The organism is Reyranella aquatilis, assembly GCF_020880995.1.
Taxonomy (GTDB): domain Bacteria; phylum Pseudomonadota; class Alphaproteobacteria; order Reyranellales; family Reyranellaceae; genus Reyranella; species Reyranella aquatilis.
Genome location: NZ_JAJISD010000010.1, coordinates 178,044 through 197,168 on the forward strand (window position 1 = coordinate 178,044; position 19,125 = coordinate 197,168).

The 19,125-nt window shown below is 67.5% G+C and carries 21 protein-coding genes; 13 read left to right on the forward strand and 8 right to left on the reverse strand.

Translation table 11 applies throughout. The features are described from left to right. Positions 1–75 precede the first annotated feature (75 nt). Together LJ725_RS21785 and LJ725_RS29230 are read right to left on the reverse strand one after the other, a co-directional pair. Positions 76–405: a hypothetical protein gene (locus LJ725_RS21785; RefSeq protein WP_230553014.1), complete on the reverse strand. Its 330-nt coding sequence runs from the start codon at positions 403–405 to the stop codon at positions 76–78. A gap of 63 nt (positions 406–468) precedes the next feature. Beyond that, positions 469–3,249 (reverse strand): ATP-dependent DNA helicase, encoded by a 2,781-nt coding sequence (locus LJ725_RS29230; protein WP_230553016.1) that lies wholly within the window; start codon positions 3,247–3,249, stop codon positions 469–471. Between the two features lie 68 nt (positions 3,250–3,317). Between LJ725_RS29230 and LJ725_RS21795 the strand changes: the two genes are divergently transcribed. After that, on the forward strand, positions 3,318–4,469 hold the full coding sequence (locus tag LJ725_RS21795; protein WP_230553018.1) for a sterol desaturase family protein: 1,152 nt from the start codon (positions 3,318–3,320) through the stop codon (positions 4,467–4,469). Here the strand turns inward: LJ725_RS21795 and LJ725_RS21800 are convergent. Then, positions 4,453–5,616 (reverse strand): YbfB/YjiJ family MFS transporter, encoded by a 1,164-nt coding sequence (locus tag LJ725_RS21800; protein ID WP_230553020.1) that lies wholly within the window; start codon positions 5,614–5,616, stop codon positions 4,453–4,455. The two genes, LJ725_RS21795 and LJ725_RS21800, sit on opposite strands and share 17 nt — an antisense overlap. Positions 5,617–5,686: 70 nt before the next feature. On the opposite strand from LJ725_RS21800, the gene LJ725_RS21805 reads away from it, so the two are divergent. Next, positions 5,687–7,288, forward strand: coding sequence for a lysine--tRNA ligase (locus LJ725_RS21805; protein WP_230553022.1), 1,602 nt, complete (start codon positions 5,687–5,689; stop codon positions 7,286–7,288). Between the two features lie 9 nt (positions 7,289–7,297). After that, the gene (locus tag LJ725_RS21810) at positions 7,298–7,954 is read left to right on the forward strand and encodes an ureidoglycolate lyase (RefSeq protein WP_230553024.1); all 657 of its coding nucleotides are present in this window, start codon (positions 7,298–7,300) and stop codon (positions 7,952–7,954) included. Here LJ725_RS21810 and LJ725_RS21815 read toward each other — a convergent pair. Beyond that, positions 7,929–8,549: a TetR/AcrR family transcriptional regulator gene (locus tag LJ725_RS21815; protein ID WP_230553026.1), complete on the reverse strand. Its 621-nt coding sequence runs from the start codon at positions 8,547–8,549 to the stop codon at positions 7,929–7,931. The genes LJ725_RS21810 and LJ725_RS21815 overlap by 26 nt on opposite strands. A 75-nt stretch (positions 8,550–8,624) precedes the next feature. On the opposite strand from LJ725_RS21815, the gene LJ725_RS21820 reads away from it, so the two are divergent. From LJ725_RS21820 to LJ725_RS21830, 3 genes are all read left to right on the forward strand, one after another. Next, entirely contained in the window at positions 8,625–9,578 is a 954-nt protein-coding gene (locus LJ725_RS21820; RefSeq protein WP_230553028.1) for an SDR family NAD(P)-dependent oxidoreductase, read from the forward strand. Between the two features lie 85 nt (positions 9,579–9,663). Further along, positions 9,664–10,809, forward strand: a complete 1,146-nt coding sequence (locus tag LJ725_RS21825; protein WP_230553030.1) for an Acg family FMN-binding oxidoreductase — start codon at positions 9,664–9,666, stop codon at positions 10,807–10,809. Next, positions 10,806–11,258, forward strand: coding sequence for a MarR family winged helix-turn-helix transcriptional regulator (locus LJ725_RS21830; protein WP_230553032.1), 453 nt, complete (start codon positions 10,806–10,808; stop codon positions 11,256–11,258). The genes LJ725_RS21825 and LJ725_RS21830 overlap by 4 nt, the downstream gene beginning before the upstream one ends. On the opposite strand, the gene LJ725_RS21835 is transcribed toward LJ725_RS21830, so the two are convergent. Then, entirely contained in the window at positions 11,221–11,841 is a 621-nt protein-coding gene (locus tag LJ725_RS21835) for a TetR/AcrR family transcriptional regulator (RefSeq protein ID WP_230553033.1), read from the reverse strand. The genes LJ725_RS21830 and LJ725_RS21835 overlap by 38 nt on opposite strands. A 120-nt stretch (positions 11,842–11,961) precedes the next feature. Here LJ725_RS21835 and LJ725_RS21840 point away from each other — a divergent pair, with 120 nt between their 5' ends. Together LJ725_RS21840 and LJ725_RS21845 are read left to right on the forward strand one after the other, a co-directional pair. Further along, positions 11,962–12,852: a sterol desaturase family protein gene (locus tag LJ725_RS21840; RefSeq protein ID WP_230553034.1), complete on the forward strand. Its 891-nt coding sequence runs from the start codon at positions 11,962–11,964 to the stop codon at positions 12,850–12,852. An 84-nt stretch (positions 12,853–12,936) separates the two neighbouring features. Beyond that, entirely contained in the window at positions 12,937–13,662 is a 726-nt protein-coding gene (locus tag LJ725_RS21845) for an SDR family oxidoreductase (RefSeq protein WP_230553035.1), read from the forward strand. Between the two features lie 31 nt (positions 13,663–13,693). Here the strand turns inward: LJ725_RS21845 and LJ725_RS21850 are convergent, their stop codons facing one another. Further along, positions 13,694–14,662: a ketopantoate reductase family protein gene (locus tag LJ725_RS21850; RefSeq protein WP_230553036.1), complete on the reverse strand. Its 969-nt coding sequence runs from the start codon at positions 14,660–14,662 to the stop codon at positions 13,694–13,696. Between the two features lie 88 nt (positions 14,663–14,750). On the opposite strand from LJ725_RS21850, the gene LJ725_RS21855 reads away from it, so the two are divergent. Further along, complete coding sequence (locus LJ725_RS21855; RefSeq protein ID WP_230553037.1) at positions 14,751–15,254, forward strand: pyridoxamine 5'-phosphate oxidase family protein; 504 nt, start codon at positions 14,751–14,753, stop codon at positions 15,252–15,254. A 22-nt stretch (positions 15,255–15,276) separates the two neighbouring features. Here the strand turns inward: LJ725_RS21855 and LJ725_RS21860 are convergent, their stop codons facing one another. Further along, on the reverse strand, positions 15,277–15,486 hold the full coding sequence (locus tag LJ725_RS21860; protein WP_230553038.1) for a bacteriocin: 210 nt from the start codon (positions 15,484–15,486) through the stop codon (positions 15,277–15,279). Between the two features lie 93 nt (positions 15,487–15,579). Between LJ725_RS21860 and LJ725_RS21865 the strand changes: the two genes are divergently transcribed. Beyond that, positions 15,580–16,158, forward strand: a complete 579-nt coding sequence (locus tag LJ725_RS21865) for a hypothetical protein (RefSeq protein WP_230553039.1) — start codon at positions 15,580–15,582, stop codon at positions 16,156–16,158. Positions 16,159–16,223: 65 nt separating this feature from the next. Beyond that, on the forward strand, positions 16,224–16,436 hold the full coding sequence (locus LJ725_RS21870; protein WP_230553040.1) for a hypothetical protein: 213 nt from the start codon (positions 16,224–16,226) through the stop codon (positions 16,434–16,436). A gap of 10 nt (positions 16,437–16,446) precedes the next feature. Here LJ725_RS21870 and LJ725_RS29015 read toward each other — a convergent pair whose 3' ends face one another. Then, positions 16,447–16,578: a hypothetical protein gene (locus LJ725_RS29015; RefSeq protein ID WP_268990802.1), complete on the reverse strand. Its 132-nt coding sequence runs from the start codon at positions 16,576–16,578 to the stop codon at positions 16,447–16,449. 111 nt (positions 16,579–16,689) lie between these two features. Here LJ725_RS29015 and LJ725_RS21875 point away from each other — a divergent pair, with 111 nt between their 5' ends. Then, a complete protein-coding gene (locus tag LJ725_RS21875) occupies positions 16,690–17,373 on the forward strand; it encodes a potassium channel family protein (protein ID WP_230553042.1) in 684 nt (227 codons plus the stop codon). A gap of 70 nt (positions 17,374–17,443) precedes the next feature. Next, a complete protein-coding gene (locus tag LJ725_RS21880) occupies positions 17,444–19,093 on the forward strand; it encodes a flavin-containing monooxygenase (protein WP_230553043.1) in 1,650 nt (549 codons plus the stop codon). Positions 19,094–19,125: the final 32 nt, after the last annotated feature.

The following is a 19,125-nucleotide window of genomic DNA, read 5'->3' on the forward strand; positions in this document are numbered from 1 at the left end:
GAGGCCCTTCGCCAAGGGCGCAAACGGCAGACGGCCCGCTCCATGGGAGCGGGCCGTCGCTGGAAGTGGTACTCGTCAGCGCGTGGTGCCGGTCGCACCGCCCGACGCGCCGCCGGATCCCGACGGGGCAGGCGCCATACCCTGGTTCACCGAGCTGCCGCCCGGGGCGGGTGCGGTACCGCTTCCGGTCGCGCCGATACCCGCTCCCCCCGAGGCGCCACCCGGGCCGGGTTTCACCGCTGCGCCGGCACCCGGTGCCGTCGTCGTCGCGCCGCCTCCCACCGAGGCGCCGCCGCCCGTACCGGCGCTCCCGCCGGCCGATCCGCCCGCGCTGCCGCCGAACTGGGCCATGGCGGAGCCGCCGATGAGCAGGGTAGCGGCGGTGATCGCAACAAGCTTGTTCATGAGTTCCTCCGTGATTGGTCGATACCGGAGAAACTGCCCCTCGCGATGATCGTTGCCGCGGGCTCAACTTTCCAGGAATCGCCGCGTTTCTGACACGGCATCGGCAAGGCCCAACCGCTCGACGATCACACCGGGCGGAAAGGCGCTGAGCAAACGGCTGGGCAGACGCGAGTCCAGCATCACGAACACGCCGCGATCGTCGCTGCGCCGAACGAGCCGGCCATAAGCCTGCTTCAGGCGCAACCGCGCCAGCATGTCGTCATAACCGTTGGCGCCTGCGCCGGCCGCCTTCCAGTGCGCCTTGCGCGCGCGATGGAGGATGTCGGGGCGCGGCCAGGGTACGCGGTCGAACACGATGAGGCGCAGCGAGCGACCGGGCACGTCGACGCCATCGCGCACCGCATCGGTGCCCAGCAGGCACGAATGCTCCTCGGCCCGGAAGATGTCGACAAGGGTCGCGGCATCCATGCCGCCGACATGCTGGGCATAGAGCGGAAGGCCCGCTTCCTCGAGCGCGGGCGCGATGCGCTGGTGCACGGCGCGCAGGCGGCCGATCGCGGTGAAGAGGCCCAGCGCGCCACCGCCTGCCGCGAGGAACAGCTCGCGATAGGCCGCGGCCACCTGATCCGGATCATCGCGCTTCACGTCCTTGACCACGAGGACCTTGGTCGCGTTGGGATAGTCGAACGGCGAGGCCATCGCGGCGCGCATCGCCGGCGCTGCGAGATGACGCGTGCCGGTGCGCGCCTCCGCCACCGTCCAGTCGGCGAGTCGCGAGACGTCCTCGTCATTGGCGGCGCTGGGTACGCCCAGCGAATCGCGCAGCGTGGCGGAAGTGATCACCGCGCCATGTGCGGGGCGGATCACCGCATTCACGAACGGCTCGGCCGGATCGAGATAGTGGCGGTACATGCCGACGTCGTATTCACGGCCCTGCACGCGCTCGACGCCGAACCAGTCGACGAAGGCCGGATCCGCGTCATTGTGCAGGCCGCGCAGCATGGCGCGCCAGGATTCGAGCGTGAGCTCGCAGCGGTTGGCGAGCGAGCGCGCCACGCCTTCGATGCGCGAGCGCTGGCTGGAGTCGAGCTTGTCGGCCTCGCCTTCGAGCCTGGCGCGCAGCGCCTGGCGCAGCCGTCGCACCGGCTGCAGCATCTTCTCCAGCGCCTCCGCAAGCTGGTCCGCCGCTGCGATCAGCCCGGGATTGAGCGGTCGCACGTCGCATTCCTGGCCGAAGCCCTGGTCGTCGCCGGCCGAACGTGCGCGCACCTGCTGGCGCACCAGCGCCAGGAATTCCTCGGCGGGGCCGAGCACGGTGCCATCGGCCAGCCGGGTCTGCCAGTTCGGCGAGGGGAGTTGCTGGGCCAGATCGAGGAGGCGGCGCAGGGCGTTCTGGGCTTCGACGTCCTCGCCCAGAAGATCGCTGAGGCGGCGCTCCAATCCCCGCGCGCGGCTGCCGCGGCGTCCCTCCGCGCCCAGCAGCCAGCGGCGCAGGTCCGATGCCTCGACGCCGCTCAGATGCGCGCCGAACGCGCCGTCGGCGGCGTCGAACAGGTGATGGCCCTCGTCGAACACGTATCGCAGCGGCCGCGTGCCGTCGTCGAGGCCGCCCATTGCCGCCTGGATCATCACCAGCGCGTGGTTGGCGATCACGATGTCGGCCTGGCGCGCGCGCCGGATCGTGCGTTCGACGAAGCATTTCCGGTAATGCTCGCAGGCCGAGTAGATGCATTCGCCACGGCGGTCGGCGAGCCGCTGGATGCGGCTGCGGCCCACCAGATCCAGCAGCCACGCCGGCAGGTCGCCGCCGATCATGTCGCCGTCGCGGCTGGCCAGTGCCCATCGCGCCAGCAGGCCGAGCCCGACCGCGTTCTCCGGCACGAGACCCGTGCGCATCACCGCTTCCTGGAAGTTCAACAGGCAGAGATAGTTTTCGCGGCCCTTGCGGATGACGACCCGCCGCCGCTTCTCCGCCGAGTCGCGATGCAGGCGGTCGAGTTCGGTATCGATCTGGCGCTGCAGGTTGCGGGTGTAGGTCGAAATCCAGACCGGCGCGCCGTTCTTCTCGGCCCACAGGCTGGCCGGCGCGACATAGCCCAGCGTCTTGCCGACGCCGGTGCCGGCCTCCACCAGCACGACGTGCGGCTTGTCCTCTTCCGTGCGCGGCGCGAACGCCTCGCTGGCGGCGGAGGCATAGTCGCTCTGGGTCGGCCGCGCCTCCGCCATGTTGGCGCCGGCGGAGATGAGCTGCGCCAGCCGCAGCCGCGCCTCGCGCGGTTCGACCGGCTGGCTGCCCGGTGGCGGCGCGGGCGGCGGTTCCTCCCAGACCGGCAGGCTCTTCCACACGTCGAGGCCGGCGCCCGGCCGCTGCTTCCTGCCACCCGCATCGATGCCGAGCGCCGCCAGCACCGCGTCGCCCCAACTCCATTGGCCGCGAGCCATGGCGAGCGCCGTGTCCTTCATCTCGGACGAGGCGAGCGCCGCCATGTCGTCGAGTTCGTCGATCAGCGCGCGTGCGATCTGCGGCAACGCCGACACTTCTTCCTCCGGCGTCGACGGCACGGCGAGGTCGAGGGCTTCGCAGAGACCGCGCACGGTCGGCAGGCAGAAGCGCGCCGGGCGGACGAAGGCGAAGAGTTCGAGCAGGTCGTGTGCCGGAAGATCTTCCAGTCCGAGCCGCGCCGCGACGGCGGGCGCGTGACAGACGAGTGGCAGGTGCCCGGCTGCCCTCAGGCTCGCATCGCCGCCCGACAGGCGCTCCACCGTCCCGTCGGGCGCGCGCCACAGCGCGCCGCGCGAAGTCGCGACCAGGGCGGGCCAGGAGGAGGTCGCGGGGATTGTCACCGGGCGGTGAATAGCACAGGGCAATTGTCCGGTGCAGCGACCGTCGGTTGCCACTAGAATCGCAGGGCATGAAAGCACCGCCCGTCGTCAAGAAGACCACCGCCGTGTTTCACCAGTCCGGCCCCTTGCCGGTCGGCAAGGGCAAGATCACCGGGATCATCGCGCTCACCCTCGGCGGCCTCGCCGTGCTGGCGGTGCTGGCCTTTCATTTTCCCGAGTATCTGACGACGCCGGACCTGCGCAAGAAGTACGACGTGGGCCTGCTGCGGCAGGTGCTGCTGGTCGGCATGGTGATCGCGGGCGGCATGGCGATCGCCAATCTGGTCCAGCGGCGCAATCGCTGGCTGAACGGCACGGCGCTGGCCCTGATCGCGCTCGCTGCGGCGATGGGCGGGCATCGCGTCCCGGTAGCGGATTTTCCCGACAACACCCCCTACATCGGTCTCGACTGGTTCATCCTCGACCTGTTGGGCTCGAGCATGATCTTCATCCTGATCGAGAAACTGGTGCCGCTGCATCGCGACCAGCCGGTGTTCCGGCCGGGCTGGCAGACCGACTTCACGCATTTCATCGTGAACCACCTGCTGGTGGGTCTGGCGCTGCTGATCGTGAACTTCGCGATCCACAGCCTGTTCGGCTGGCTGGTGTGGGCGCCGTTGCAGAAGTGGGTGGGCGGCCTGCCGTTTTTCGCGGCCCTGTTTCTGGTGCTGCTGGTCGCCGATCTCGTCCAGTACTGGACGCATCGCGCCTATCACGAGATCCCGTTCCTGTGGCGTTTCCACGCCGTGCACCACAGCGCCGAATACATGGACTGGATGGCGGGCTCGCGTCTGCATCTGTTCGAACTGCTGACCACGCGGGTGTCGATCCTGGGCGTGCTCTACGTGCTGGGCTTCAGCCAGGCCGTGACAGACGTCTATATCGTGATCGTGGGCTTCCAGGCGGTGTTCAACCACGCCAACGTCCGGGTGCCGGCCGTCTTCGCGAAGGCGCCGCTGAAGTGGCTGATCGTGACGCCCGACTTCCATCACTGGCATCACAGTTCGGAGCGCGAGGCGATCGATCGCAACTACGCCGCCCACTTCGCCTTCATCGACTACATCTTCGGCACGGCGGTGAAGTCCGAGCGGCGTTTCCCCGGAAAGTACGGCGTGCTGGGCGACTACATGCCGAACGGCTTCGTGCGCCAGCAGCTTTTCCCCTTTACGTGGAAGGGCTGACGGCGCGGCGCCTCGCGTCGGCCAGCAATGCGAGGAGGGCGGCGAGCAGCAGCGCGGCGACGGCGGCCAGCAGCGGCGTGGCGAGGCTGCCCGTCGCCTCGTAGACATATCCGGCGAAGGCCGGTCCCACGATCTGGCCGATGCTGAAAGAGACCGTCATCAGGGCGATGCGGCCGCGCGGGTCGCCGCCGCCCGAACGGGTGGCGACGAGACCGAGCGCCGTCAGGCTGACGAAGGTGCCGCCGACCAACACCGCCGAGACGAGGATGCTCGCCGGATGCAGCCACAGCGCACTGGCGGCAACGCCCGACGCCTCGACCACGCAGGCCACGGCATAGATGCGCAGGATGCCCCAGCGCCGGCCCAGTGCCGTCCACAGCACCACCGACGGCGCGGCGCAGAGACCGAACAGGATCCAGATGTACGGTTCGAGATGGGCGAGCGAGGGCGTCCCGCGCACCATGTCGACGATGAAAGTGGCGGTGATGACGTAGCCGAAGCCGAACAGGCCGTAGGCCGCGAGCAGTGCCGCGAAGTCTAGATCGAGCCGCGTACCGTCGGGCCTCTGCACGGTTTGCCCCGTCGGTTGGTCGCGCGGCACCAGCCAGAGGACGGCGAGACTTGCGGCCGCGGCCATCGCCGCGCTCGCGAACCAGAGCGTCGTCCACTCGGCACCCGCTTGCAGTAGCAGTGCCACGACGGCCGCGGAGGCGGCGATACCGACGCCGACGCCCGCGAAATGCACCGCCGAGAGCGCACCGTTCCCGGTCGCTGCCAGCCGATCGATCACCAGCGCGGAACTGAAGATCAAGGCAAAGGCACTGGCGGCGCCCGCCAGGAAGCGCAGGGCCAGGAAAACCGGCATCGTCGACGCGAAGCCCATGTCGAGGAGACAAATCGCAGTTGCCGCGAGCGAAGACAGCAGCCAGAGCCGCCGGCTGCCGGGTAGTCGCATCGATGCCAGCACCGCGCCCGCGAGGTAGCCCACGAAATTCGCCGAGGCGATCAAGCCGGCCTGCGACTTGGTGAGGGGAATGGCCTCGACCATCGGCGGGAGGATCGGGGTGTAGACGAAGCGGCCGACGCCCATCGCCGCGGCCATTGCCAGAAGGCCGCCGAGACTGAGCAGGAAAGGGCTTCTGTGCATGGCAGGCGCGGCACTTTGGGCCGCTGCTGCAATTGACGCAATTGGCCCTCGCACTTAGTTTCGCCGATCCATGTCCCAAATCGATCGCTCCCTTGCCGAGGCCGCGCGCGCGTGGCCGTTTGAAGAAGCCCGCAAGCTCGTCGCCCGCATCGGCGGCAAAGCGCCGGCGAAGGGCTATGTGCTGTTCGAGACCGGCTACGGCCCGTCGGGCCTGCCCCATATCGGCACGTTCGGCGAGGTCGTGCGCACGACGATGGTGCGGCAGGCGTTCCGGCGCCTGTCCGACGTGCCGGCGCGGCTGTTCTGCTTTTCCGACGACATGGACGGCCTGCGCAAGGTGCCGGACAACGTGCCGAACAAGGAGATGCTGGCGGCTCATCTCGGCAAGCCGCTGACCGTGGTGCCCGATCCGTTCAGCAACGAGCATCCGAGTTTCGGCGCGGCAAACAACGCGCGTCTGCGTGCCTTCCTCGATTCCTTCGGTTTCGAGTACGAGTTCCAGTCGGCGACCGACTGGTACAAGTCCGGTCGCTTCGACACGATGCTGCTCGCCATGCTGCGCCACTACGACGAGGTGCAGGCGGTGATGCTGCCGACGCTCGGCGAGGAGCGCCGCGCGACCTACTCGATCTTTCTGCCGATCTCGCAGAAGACCGGGCGCGTTCTGCAGGTCCCGGTGATCAAGACCGACGCCGATGCCGGCACGATCGTCTATCGCGACGAGGACGGCTCGATGGTCGAGACGCCGGTCACCGGCGGCAACGTCAAGCTGCAGTGGAAGGCCGACTGGGCCGGCCGCTGGTTCGCGCTCGACGTCGACTACGAGATGTACGGCAAGGACCTGATCCCTTCGGCCGAACTCTCGGCGAAGATCGTGCGCATCCTGGGCGGCAGGCCGCCGGAGGGCTTCAACTACGAGCTCTTCCTCGACGAGGAAGGCAAGAAGATCTCCAAGTCGAAGGGCAACGGTCTCTCGGTCGAGGAATGGCTGCGCTACGCCTCGCCCGAATCGCTGGCGCTCTACATGCACCAGCAGCCGCGGCGTGCGAAGCGGCTGCATTTCGACGTGATCCCGCGTGCCATCGACGACTATCTGTCGCTGGTCGAGAAGTTGCCGAAGGAGGAGCCGGCGCGCGCGCTGGAGAATCCGGCCTGGCACATCCACGACGGCACGGCGCCCGCCAACTCCGCGGCCGGCGTCACCTTCGGCATGCTGCTGAATCTCGCGGGCGTCGCCAACACCGAGGACAAGGACGTCCTCTGGCAATACCTGCGGCGCTACGTGCCCGGTGCGACGCCCGAGAATGCGCCCTATCTCGACCGGCTACTGGCCGGCGCGGTTGCCTACTACCAGGACTTCGTGAAGTCCTCGAAGAAGTTCCGCCTGCCCACGGATCGCGAACGCCCGGCGCTGGAAGACCTGCTCGAGACGCTGCGCAGGTGTCCCGAGGACGCGACGGCCGAAGTCATCCAGGACGAGGTCTACGAGGCCGGCAAGCGGCACTTCGCCAAGGAAGAACTGCGCCAGTGGTTCAAGACACTCTACGAGGTGCTGCTCGGCAGCGAGCAGGGGCCGCGCATGGGCGCCTTCATCAAGCTCTACGGCCGCGACAACGTCGTGAGGCTGATCGAGCGTGCGCTGGCCGGCGAGGATCTGGGCAAGGCAGCGTAGGATTGCGACATGAGTGACGGCGTCGTCTTCGACTACCTCAATCCCGATATCCCGCCCGGACTGCGGCTGCTCGACGTTCCGCTGATCCGCGCCAACCGCGACACGATCAAGGGATACGGCGAGGTCGTGCGCGACCCGAAGAAGCAGAAGATCGAGATCGTGCCCTGGCCGCTCAACGGCTCGCGCAAGCTCGATGCCGGCACCGGCATCGAAGGCGGCACGACCGAGGGCATCTTCACCTGCGAATGGCGCGGCAACGAGCTAATCGGCCGCAACGAGGCGGTCGGCGGCCACTATGTCATCGGCTTCCGCGATCTTCCCGAGAAGGCCCAGCCCGGCGTGAAGCTGAGCCGGGGCCGCGTACTCCTCTGGCATTGCAACTATCATCCGGACGGAGGCCAGCTGTTCTGGCCGCTCGACGGCAAGCCGTTCGTCGTGCCGGTGGCGCTGCCGGGCGACGATCTCAAGCCAGAGACCTTCAAGGCCTTCTGGTCGGACGGCAGCGTCGGCATCTACATCCACCCCGGCATCTGGCACGAGGGGGTGTTCCCGGTAAATGAGACCGGCCGCTTCTTCGACAAGCAGGGCAAGGTTCATGCGCGCGTGAGCTGCGACCTCGCGCGCGAGTTCGGCGTTCTGCTCAACGTCCCCCTGCCGCTGGGCTGACGCCCGCCGCGGCCCGGAACACCCGGGACAGGGCGGTGATTGCTTCCGGTCTTCCGATCGCGGCCTCGTCCTGGGCCATCATCTCCCAGACGGCGCCTTCGACGGCGGCGAGCGCCACGGCAAGCTGCATCGGGTCGGCGATCCTCGCGCCGGCGGCCTCGAGCTTGGCCTGGAGGGCGGGGACGAACCTGCGTGCTTCCTCGATGATCGCCTGGCGTCCCTGCACTTCGGGCAAGGCGTCGCGAAGGGCGAACGAGACGTCGAGGCCCTTGCGCTTCTCGACGACGAAGGCCGCGATGGCGGCGTCGATCGTCTCCTCCGGCGTTCCGGCGTCTGACAGGTCGGCGTCGATGACAGCGGCCAGATAGGCCCGGGTGCGCTGGCGGACGATCTCGACGGCGATGGCATTGCGGTTGGGGAAGTACTGGTAGAGCGAACCGACCGAGACGCCGGCCAGCGCCGCGATCCGCGTGGTCGTGCATCCGGCCCATCCGTCCTGTCGCAGAATGCGAATAGTCGCCTCGACGATGGCGTCCACCGTCACGGTCGAGCGCGTTTGAGTGGGCTTCTTGCGCGGTTTCAGGGCAGCCGGCACGGCATGGCTCCGATGCGAATGGACGGTCGGCGGGCGGGTTTCCATTTTCAATGGACGTCAGCCGGAGTCAAAGACATGACCGCCATCCATCTCGTCACCGGAGGCACCTCGGGGATCGGCCTCGAACTGGTGCGCTTTCTACTCGACGACCCGGAAAGCCAGGTCGTCGTCGGCGCGCGCCGGCCGGCGGAGGCGACCGCGCTTCGCGGGCTCGCCCGAGGAGAGCGCCTCGAGATCCTGCCGCTCGACCTCGCCTCGCTGGCCTCGACGGTCGCCTTCGCCGACGCGGTCATGACCCGTCTCGCCGGCGGCCGCCTGGCCTCGCTGGCGGCCAATGCCGGGGTCCAGATCCCGGGAGGCCGGCGCCTGACGGTCGACGGCTACGAAGAGACCCTGCAGGCGAACTGGCTGGGGCATGCGGTGCTGGTCGAACGGCTGCTGCCCGCTCTCGCGCCCGGTGCGCCGGTCGTCTTCACCGCAAGCGGGACGCACGATCCGGCCAGCGGGACCGCCCGACTGTTCGGATTCCGGGGCGGGCTCTATCGCGGGATCGACCGGGTGGCGCGCGGGGATCTCGATGCCAACGCGTCGGAGAAGCAGCAGGGGATGGATCGCTATGCCACGTCCAAGCTGGTCGCCATCCTGCATGTCTATGCCCGCGCCCGCAGTACGGTGCCGGGCGGCCCGCGCTGGTTCGCCTACGATCCCGGCCTGATGCCGGGCACGGGGCTCGCGCGCGACCGCTCCGCCCTCGAACGCTGGGCCTGGTCGACGATCCTGCCGGTCGTGGCGCGGGCGATCCCCGGCTCCAGTACGCCGCGCCGCTCGGCCGCGACCTATGCACGACTGCTGACGGGTCGCCTGTTTCCGCAGGAGAGCGGGGTCCATCTCGACTTCTCCGGGAGGCGGACGGCGAGCTCGGCCGATTCGCAGCGCCAGGAATGGCAGGACGAGGTCGCCGAATATGCGCGCATGGCGGCTCGGGACCGGCGAACGGACGCTGCGGAGCCGGCGGCCCGGATCCCATAGAGAAATATGCTCAGGAATGCTTTTGGCTTGCCATAAACATTCACGGGAATATAAATACATTCCTCAGAATGTTATGGAGGGTGCAATGGCCATCTCGCGAAAGACGTTTCTCCGTATCCTGGGGGGCGGCCTCGTGTTCGCTGCAGGGGCTGCCGTCGCAGTACCGCGGCTCGACGCGATGCCGGCGGCGGCCATCGAAGGATGGCGCGGCCCCGGCCCCGAGGAGGACGATCCGCGCCGGCGGGCGCTCGCCTGGGCGCTGCTGGCGCCCAATCCTCACAATCTGCAGTCCTGGACCGTCGATCTCTCTCGTCCCGGCACGATCCTGCTCCATGTCGATGCCGCGCGGCTCCTGCCCGAAACCGATCCGTTCTCGCGCCAGATCCTGATTGGCCATGGCTGCTTTCTCGAGATCCTGGCGATGGCCGCTGCGGCCGAGGGATATCGTGCCGAGGTCGAGCTTTTTCCCGACGGGAGCTGGACGCTGGCCAGGCCGGTCGCGCGGGTCGTGTTCACGAGGCAGCCGGACGCGGCGATCGATCCGCTGTTCGCCGAAGTGCCCCGGCGACGCACCGTCAAGGGCCGGTTCGAGGCCCGCGCGCTCGATCCTGCCCACAAGGCGGCGCTGCTCGCTGGCTATCGCGCGGCGGTGTTGCCCCTCTCGATCGCGGATGAAGCAGGCAAGGTCGACCGGCTGCGCGCACTGGCCATCGCGGGCTCGGAACTGGAAATGAACACGGCGCGGACCCACAAGGAAAGTATCGCCGTGGCGCGAATCGGCGCCGCCGAGATCGCCGCCCACCGCGACGGCATCTCCCTCAAGGGGCCCATGATCTGGGCGCTGCGCAATGCCGGGCAGATGACGCCGGAGAAGGCCATGACGCCGGGAACGATGGCCTGGAACGGCGGCCGCGACTATGCCCTGTCCGGCTACGCCAGCGCCCGCGCCTTTGGCTGGATCGCCAGCAGCGACAACACGCGCGCCACCCAGATCGCGGTCGGTCGCGCCTATGTCCGCCTGCAGTTGGCGGCCACCGCGCTTGGCGTCGCGATGCAACCGCACAGCCAGACGCTCCAAGAATATCCCGAAATGAATGAACTGCGGGCGGCCATTCAGAGGGAAACCGGAATCCCAACGGGCGCGACGCTGCAGATGTTCTTCCGTTTGGGCTATGCTGGTGACCCTGGCCCGTCACCCCGTCGGGCACTGAAGAGTTTCGTGACGGTGTGACCGAACCGCCGCTTCCTTTCCGCATCATCAACTGGATCGCCATCATCGATCAGTTGACCACCACCGAGGGCAACCGATTGCTGAAGCCGCTCGGGCTGCCGCTGCCGCTGTTCGTGCTGCTCAACCATTTCAGCCGCCGGCCCGAGGAGGCCAGGACGGTGACCGGCATCGCCCGCGCTCTGCAGCAACCGCAGCCGGGCGTGACCAAGAATGTGCAGAAACTGGTGGCCAAGGGTTGGCTGCGCGAGCGCGTCCACGCCGGCGACGGCCGGTCCAAGCTGCTCGTCCTTACGCCGGCGGGCCTCGCCAAGCATCGCGCCGCCGTGGCCGTCCTGACGCCGGGGCTGGCGCGCGCCTTCGGCGACTGGTCCGAGAAGGATCAGCAGGTCCTGTTCGCCTTACTCGACCGGCTCAAGCTATGGTTCGACGCTGATCGGGATCGGCCCTGATCGCGTCGAGATAGGCGACGATCAATCGTACGATCTCGTCCTCGAAGTCGCGGCTGGCGAGGAACGGCTGCTCCTCGAGCACCGCGGCGCGAACGACGCCCATCAGGGATCGCGAGACCACGAAAACCTGCTCGCGGGTGAGGGGGCCCAGCAGCGAGTTGGGGAACCGCCCAACCGTTTCACCGGTGCGGGCGATGAAGGACGCGACAGGCGCCATCAGCGAGATCCCGCCGTCCTGGGACAGGATCGCCTGGATCACGGCCTTGCGTGCCCGTTGCCGGCCGCGAAACGCGTGGACGATGGTCCGCACCATCGCGCGGATGCGGCCCTCGACGGAGGGATCGACCTCGCCCTGTAGCGCCCGGGCGACGTCGGCGAGAGCGGCCTCCATCTCCCGGCGTGCCAAAGCCATCACGAGCGCGTTCTTGTCACCGAAGTACTGGTAGAGCGTGCCGATGCTGACACCCGCCCGTTCGGCCACCGCGTTGGTGGTGAACGCGGCCAGGCCGCCCTTCTCAAGAATCTGAGCCGCCGCCTCGACGATGGAGGCCACGGTCTGCGTGGCGCGGGCCTGGCGCGGCATTCTTCGTTTGGATTCAGGGGGTTGGCGACGGACGACCATGGCGGGACCGGGCTTGGGAAGGCGAGTAAGGAAACATGAGCATCGCTCATATATTAGACGACAGCAAACACGGAGGCTGTCGTGCAGTCACTCGCCACTCTCTATCTCGTCATCCTGCCGCTGGTGCTGGCCGCGGCGCTGGTCGAAGGCATCTGGCAGTCGCGGACCCGCGCCGAAGCCTATGACTGGAAATCCTGGGCCTGCTCGATCGCCGATCTCGCCGGTCGGCGTCTGCTCGCATTCATTCCCTATACGCTGGCCGCGCCCTGGCTCGACTGGCTGTATGAGCACCGGCTGTTCACCCAGTCGCTCGACAGCATCTGGTCGGTGCTGCTGCTCTTCGTCGGGCTGGAATTCTTCTATTACTGGTTCCATCGCGCCAGCCACACGGTGCGCTGGTTCTGGTCCTCGCATTCGGTGCACCACTCGCCGAACCAGTTCAACTTCGCCGCCGCCTACCGGCTGGGCTGGATCGGCCGCTTCACCGGCACCTCGCTCTTCTTCGCACCATTGGTGCTGCTGGGCTTCACGCCGCAGACGGTCCTGACGGCCCTGTTCCTCAATCTCCTCTATCAGTTCTGGATCCACGCCGACTGGATCCCGAAGCTCGGCTGGCTGGAGTACGTGCTGAACACGCCCTCGGCCCATCGCGTTCACCACGCGCGAAATCCGGAGTATCTCGACGCCAACTTCGGCGGCGTGCTGATCGTGTTCGATCGCCTGTTCGGGACCTATGTGGCCGAACGCGAGGCGGTGAAGTGCGACTTCGGCCTGGTGTCGCCTTCCGTGTCCTCGCACAACCCGCTGGTGCTGAACTTCGGCCCGTGGATCGGCCTTGCGAAGGATCTCGCCGCGGCGAAGTCGATGCGCGAGGCCTGGATGTTCCTGTTCGGGCCGCCGGGGTGGCGTCCCGATGGCGCGGGCCTCACCACCGCCGAACTGCGCCGCGCCCATGCCATGCCGGCGGAATGATCTCCGGCTCAGGGGAGCATGACTTAATCTCCCTTGAGCCCGCCGTCGGTGGCCGACAGATTGCGGGGACAAGGGAGATGGGCGATGGCGAAGGAAAAGGTCTGCGTCGTGATCGGTGCGGGCGATGCGACGGGTGGTGCGATCGCCCGCCGCTTCGCGCGTGAGGGCTACACCGCCGTCGTGACGCGCCGCAGCGCCGACAAGCTGCAGTCGCTTGTGGCACGTATCGTGGAGGAGGGCGGCAAGGTCCATCCGTTCGGCTCCGACGCCCGCGACGAGGCGCAGGTCGAGGCCCTGTTCCGGCAGATCGAGACCCAGATCGGCGAGATCGAGGTCTTCGTCTTCAACATCGGCGGCAACGTCCGCTTCGACATCCGCGACACGACCCCGCGCGTCTATCGCAAGGTCTGGGAGATGACGGCCTTCGCTGGTTTCCTGACGGCGCGCGAGGCCGCCAAGGCGATGGTGCCACGCGAACGCGGCACCATGATCTTCACCGGCGCCACCGCCTCGATCCGTGGCGGCCGCGGCTTCTCGGCCTTCGCCGGAGGCAAGCATGCGGTGCGGGCGCTGGCGCAGTCGATGGCGCGCGAATTGGGGCCGCAGAATATCCATGTGGCGCACGTCATCGTCGATGGCGCCATCGACACCGAATGGATCAAGACCAACTTCCCCGACCGCTACAATGCCGGGCCCGACGCGATCCTCAATCCCGACGACATCGCCGAGACCTACTGGCAGCTCCATTGCCAGAAGCGCAGCGCGTGGACGTTCGAGATGGATATCAGGCCGTGGAAGGAAAGCTGGTAGCCACGGAGCGCGCCACGGGCGAGGCGCACTGCTACGAAGAGGCTCGTAGTTTCAGCAGCGACAGCATCATGTCGATGGTGGGCGTCGTCACGCCGGCGAGCTCGCCGAGGTCGGCGATCGAATCGGCCAGCGCGTCGATCTCGAGCGGCTTGCCGGCCTGGAGGTCGGTCAGCATCGACATCTTGTGATCGCCCAGGCCGATGGTGAACTCGATGCGCTTCTCCATCGGCGTCGCCATGGTCGCGCCGAACTTCGCGGCCACCGCCTCGGCCTCCGTCATCATGCGGCGGGCGATGTCGACGGCGCCGGGGCTGCGGCCGATGCTGCCATTGTCGGCGAGCGTCAGGACCGCGATGGGGTTCCACGTCAGGCTATTGATCATCTTGCTCCAGATCTCCGCGCGGATGTCGGACTTCACCGGTGCCTTGAGGCCGGCTTCCGTCATCGCCGCGCTGAGCGCCGTGACGCGCGCTGATGTCGATCCGTCCGGCTCGCCGAGCGGCAGGTAGCAGACCTCGTTTTCGAGATGCGCCACGCCCGGCTCGGGCACGACGCCGCCGGCCCAATAGGCGCAGCCCAAGGCCCGCTCCGGCCCGAATGTCGACCATTGCCGGCCACCGGGGTCCATGCGCTTCAGCCGGCTGCCCTCGAAGGGGCCGGCCAGTTTGTGGAAGAACCAGTAAGGCGCGCCGGTCGTGGGAGGGATCAGTGTCGTCACCGGCCCCAGCAGCGGCGTCACCTTGTCGAGCACGGCGAGGTACTGGTGCGTCTTCAGGGTGATGAACACGACGTCCTGCGGCCCGAGCTGTGCCGGATCGTCGGTCGCGTTCACCCTCACGGTGAAGTCCTCGTGCGGCGAGATCAGCCGCAGCCCGTTCCGGCGGATCGCGTCGAGATGGGCGCCGCGTGCGATCAGGCTCACCTCGACGCCCTTCACCCGGGCGAGGTGCGCTCCAATGATTCCGCCGATCGAGCCGGCGCCGTAGAGGCAGATTTTCATGCCGAAAGCCTAGAGCCTTCATGGCCCGTGCGGAACTGCCATCCGGCTAGGTCGTTGTGTCCCGAACACGAGGCAAGGAGTGACCCCCATGACCGCGCAGACCGTCGATACCAGCAACCTGTGGGACATGATCGAGGACATCCGCTTCGGCATGTTGACCGTGCGCGGCGCCGACGGACGGCTCTATGCGCGGCCGATGACGACCCAGAACGGCGAGGCCGATCGGGGCGGTGTCATCTGGTTCTTCATGTCCCGCTCGAGCCAACCGGTGGCCGACCTCTCGAGGTCGCCGGACGTCAACGTCTCCTACGCGAAGCCCGATTCGGACTGCTACGTGTCGGTGAGCGGTTCCGCGCGCGTGATCGACGACCCGGGCAAGGCGAGGGAACTCTGGAGCCCGGCCGCCGGGGCTTGGTTCCCTGGCGGCGTAGACGATCCCGACCTGGCTCTGGTCGCCGTCCTCGTGGCCGAAGCAGAGTATTGGGACGTTAAGTCCAACAAGGCCGTGCAGCTCTTCAAGCTTGCCCGGGCGGCGATGACAGGCGAACGGCCGGCCGAGCTCGCAGAGCATCGGCGCGTCCGCTTGCGCTGACGCCACCCGGAACGAGTCCGGCTCAGCGCCGCGGCGTCGTCGCCGCGCCCACGCCGGCGCCGACCGCACCGCCCACCAGGGCGCCCGGCAACAGGCCGATCGGCGTCAGCGCCCCGACCAGGGCGCCCGTGCCCGCGCCGATGCCGCCACCCGTGACAGCGCGCTGGCCCCAGGTGTCGCCGCAGGCGGCGAGCGAGAGCGCGAGGACGGAAACGACAACCACTTTCATCATCTGTTCAGCTCCAGTTGCGGCTCGGAACGCAATCCCGGTGGGGCCCGTTCGACGGGCACACAAACGCCTTCGTCGTGCGCAAAGCTCCCACAAATGCCCGTCCTCCGGTGTGTTCTCCTCGTGACCATGATGCTGCTGGGCGGCCTCCCGGCCGGCCGGGCGCAGACCGTGGGCGGTTTCGACTATGCGCCCGAATACGATTTCTCCGAGTTCTGGGCGGCGACCGACGGCCGCTTCTTCAGGGTGATCGTGGCGGGCAATCCCTTCCCGCAGATGCCGGCCGAGGAGGCCAAGCAGCGGATGCTGCCGGTGATGCAGGCCAACAAGCCGCGCCCGGCGCTCACTTTCACCTACCAGCAGCCGCCGGAGGAGATGCGTCCCGACTACCGGCTGGTCCTGGTGTTCGATCCAGCAAACGACCTCACTGCCGCGCGCGTCTGCGCCGGCCAGATTTTTCTCAAGAAGCCGGCGGAGCCGCGCCCGGCCGGCCGGGTCTATGTCTTCGGCATCTATTGCCGCAACGATCTCGCTCTGTCGCAGACCACGGCCTGGACGCAGGCCGCCAGCCCCGAGGATCCGCGGTTGGGCCAGATGTTCGCCCAACTTTTCCTGGCGCTTTTCGACGACCGGCGCTGGCGTCGCTCTCCCTTCAATCCGTGGTTTGCGCGCTAGCCGATCCGGCCTAAGAGAGAGTCCGTTTGAGGGGGATATTCTTGGGTACCGACGTGGAAATCTGGATGCTGTTCGCGCCGTTCTGGCTGCTCGGCATCTTCGCGGCGCTTGGCGCGATCTGGCATTTCGGCCATTTCAGCCGGCGGTTTAAGCCGCATGAGCTGACGGCGGAACACCATCATCATTTCAAGCGGGCGCAGATCGCGATGATGGCGTGTGTCGGCCTGCTGGTGTTGGGACTGGTGGTCGGCGTCCTCGGGACGCTTTCGCGGGGCTAGGTCCCCGCAATCATTCGGCCACCAGCCCCACGACCTCATAGTGGCCCGGATCCTTGGTAGGACCGGCGATCAGCACCTGCTGGTCGCAGGCCGTCAGGACCAACACGAGCAGGCCTAGGGAAGCCAAGATCCTGCGGAACATGATAAATTCCTCCATCTGGCAGAGGAACGCCGGCTCTCTGCGTTTGGTTGCCGCGCCCTGCACCTTGCCGGGCGAAGATCGGGGAGAACAGGGGCGGGAGCCCATGCCTGCATGACCAGACGTCGAATGCTGCGCCGCATCGCCTACGTGCGGCGCAATCGCTGCAGCGCCTTGGTGTCGGCGCTCTGCTTCTTCACGCTGCTGAATCCGCTTCTGGCGAGTTCGGCGATCGGCGGTTCGGTGCTGGGTCTGGCGCTGTTCGTGGTGCTCGTCCTGGCAGTCTGGGCGCTGCGCCTCGAGCGGCCGGTCCTCTGGGGGCTGGGGGTGTTCGGTTTCATCACCGTCGATGCCCTCATCGCCGACCGCCTGGGCTACAGCGGCCTGCGTCCGATCGCGCTGGGGGCGACGGCGCTGTTCATCGGGGCGATCACCATCGCCCTGTTGCGCTACGTCCTCGACCGGCGGCCGATCACCACCGACAAGGTGTTCGGGGCGGTGGCGGCCTACATCCTGATCGCCCTGTCGTTCGCCAGCCTGTTCGGCTTCCTGCAGGTGTTCCAGCCCAATGCCTTCACCGCCACGATCGCGCATGGACCGGGCGGCAAGCTCAACTGGTCGGACCTGATGTATTTCTCCTTCACGGTGCTGACCTCGACCGGTTTCGGCGAGATCACGCCGGCGACGCCGATGGCGCGCTCGCTGATCGTGATCGAGCAGGTGCTGGGCGTCATGTACGTCGCCTTCCTGATCGCGCGGCTCGCCAACCTCTACGGCTCTGCGAAACGGCTGCAGTAAGAACCGTCCGGGCGCGCTAGGCGGTCCCGCCGTCCGCGCTATACTGCCGCCAAAATCAGGTGAGGAAGCCATGAGCATTACGGCTGAAGCGGCGGCGCCGCGCGAGTTCCGGGACGCTGTCGAGCATTGGGACGCGATCGTGATCGGCGCCGGGCTGTCGGGCATGTACCAGCTCCTGAAGCTCAGGCAGATGGGCTTCAAGGCGCGGGTCTACGAGGCGGGCGGCGGCGTCGGCGGGACCTGGTACTGGAACCGCTATCCCGGCGCCCGCTTCGATTCGGAGAGCTGGACCTACGGCTTCTCCTTCTCGCCGGAAGTGCTGAAGGAATGGGACTGGAAGGAGCACTTTTCCGGCCAGCCCGAGAACCTGCGCTACTGCGAGTTCCTGGCCGACAAGTTCGACCTGCGCCGCGACATCACCTTCAACACCCGCGTGAAGGCTGCGCACTGGGATGACGCCGCCAACGAATGGGAAGTGACGTTCGAGACCGGGGGCCGTGCCCGAGCGCGATTCCTCATCACCGCGATCGGACCGCTGTCGTCGCCGACCATGCCGACCATTCCCGGCATCGAGGATTTCAAGGGCGAGTCCTGGCATACCGGCCTGTGGCCGCATCATCCCGTGAGCTTCGAGGGCAAGCGCGTCGCGGTGATCGGCACCGGCGCCTCGGGCGTGCAGGCCATCACCGAGATCGCCAAGACGGTGGGGCATCTCACGGTGTTCCAGCGCACGCCCAACTGGTGCACGCCGCTGCGCAACTCGAAGATCGAGCCCGAGACGATGGCCGACATCCGCTCGCGCTACGACCAGATCTTCGCCCAGTGCCGCGAGAACTGGGGCTGCTTCGTCCACACCGCCGATCCCCGCCATTCGACCGACGTGACGCCGGAGGAGCGCGAGGCTTTCTTCGAAAAGCTCTACAACACGCCTGGTTTCGCCTTCTGGCAGGGCAATTTCCGCGACGTGCTGATGGACCAGGCGGCCAACGACGCGCTGACGGAATTCGTGATCAAGAAGATCCGCGCCCGCGTGAAGGACCAGAAGATCGCCGACAAGCTGATCCCGACCAACCACGGCTACGGCACGCGGCGCGTCCCGCTCGAGAGCGGCTACTTCGAGGTCTACAACCAGCCCAACGTGAAGCTGGTCGACATCCGCGAGACGCCGATCGAGCGGGTCACCGAGACGGGCCTGCGCGTCGGCGGCCAAGACTACGAATTCGACATGATCATCTACGCGACCGGCTTCGATGCCATCACCGGCGCTTTCGACCGCATCGACTTCCAGGGCCGAAACGGCGCGAAGCTGCGCGACAAATGGGCCGACGGGCCGCACACCTATCTGGGCCTAAACGTAGCGGGCTTCCCCAACATGCTGACGCTGGTCGGCCCGCACAATGCGGCGACCTTCTGCAACCTGCCGCGCTGCATCGAGCAGAACGTCGAGTTCGTGTCCGACCTGCTCGCCTACATGCGCGACAAGGGTCTCAGCCGCATCGAGGCGACGCCCGAAGCGGAATCGGCCTGGACCGCCCACGTCTACGACACCGGATCGCGGCTGCTGCTCACCAAGGTCGATTCCTGGATGACCGGCGTGAACAAGAACGTGCCCGGCCGCCTCAAGCGCACCTTCATGGCCTATGCCGGCGGCGCGCCCAAGTATCGCCAGAAGTGCGAGGAGATCGCGGCCAACGGATACGAGGGGTTCGCGCTTCGCTAACGCGTTCTCTTCTCATTCTCCCTTCCCCTGGC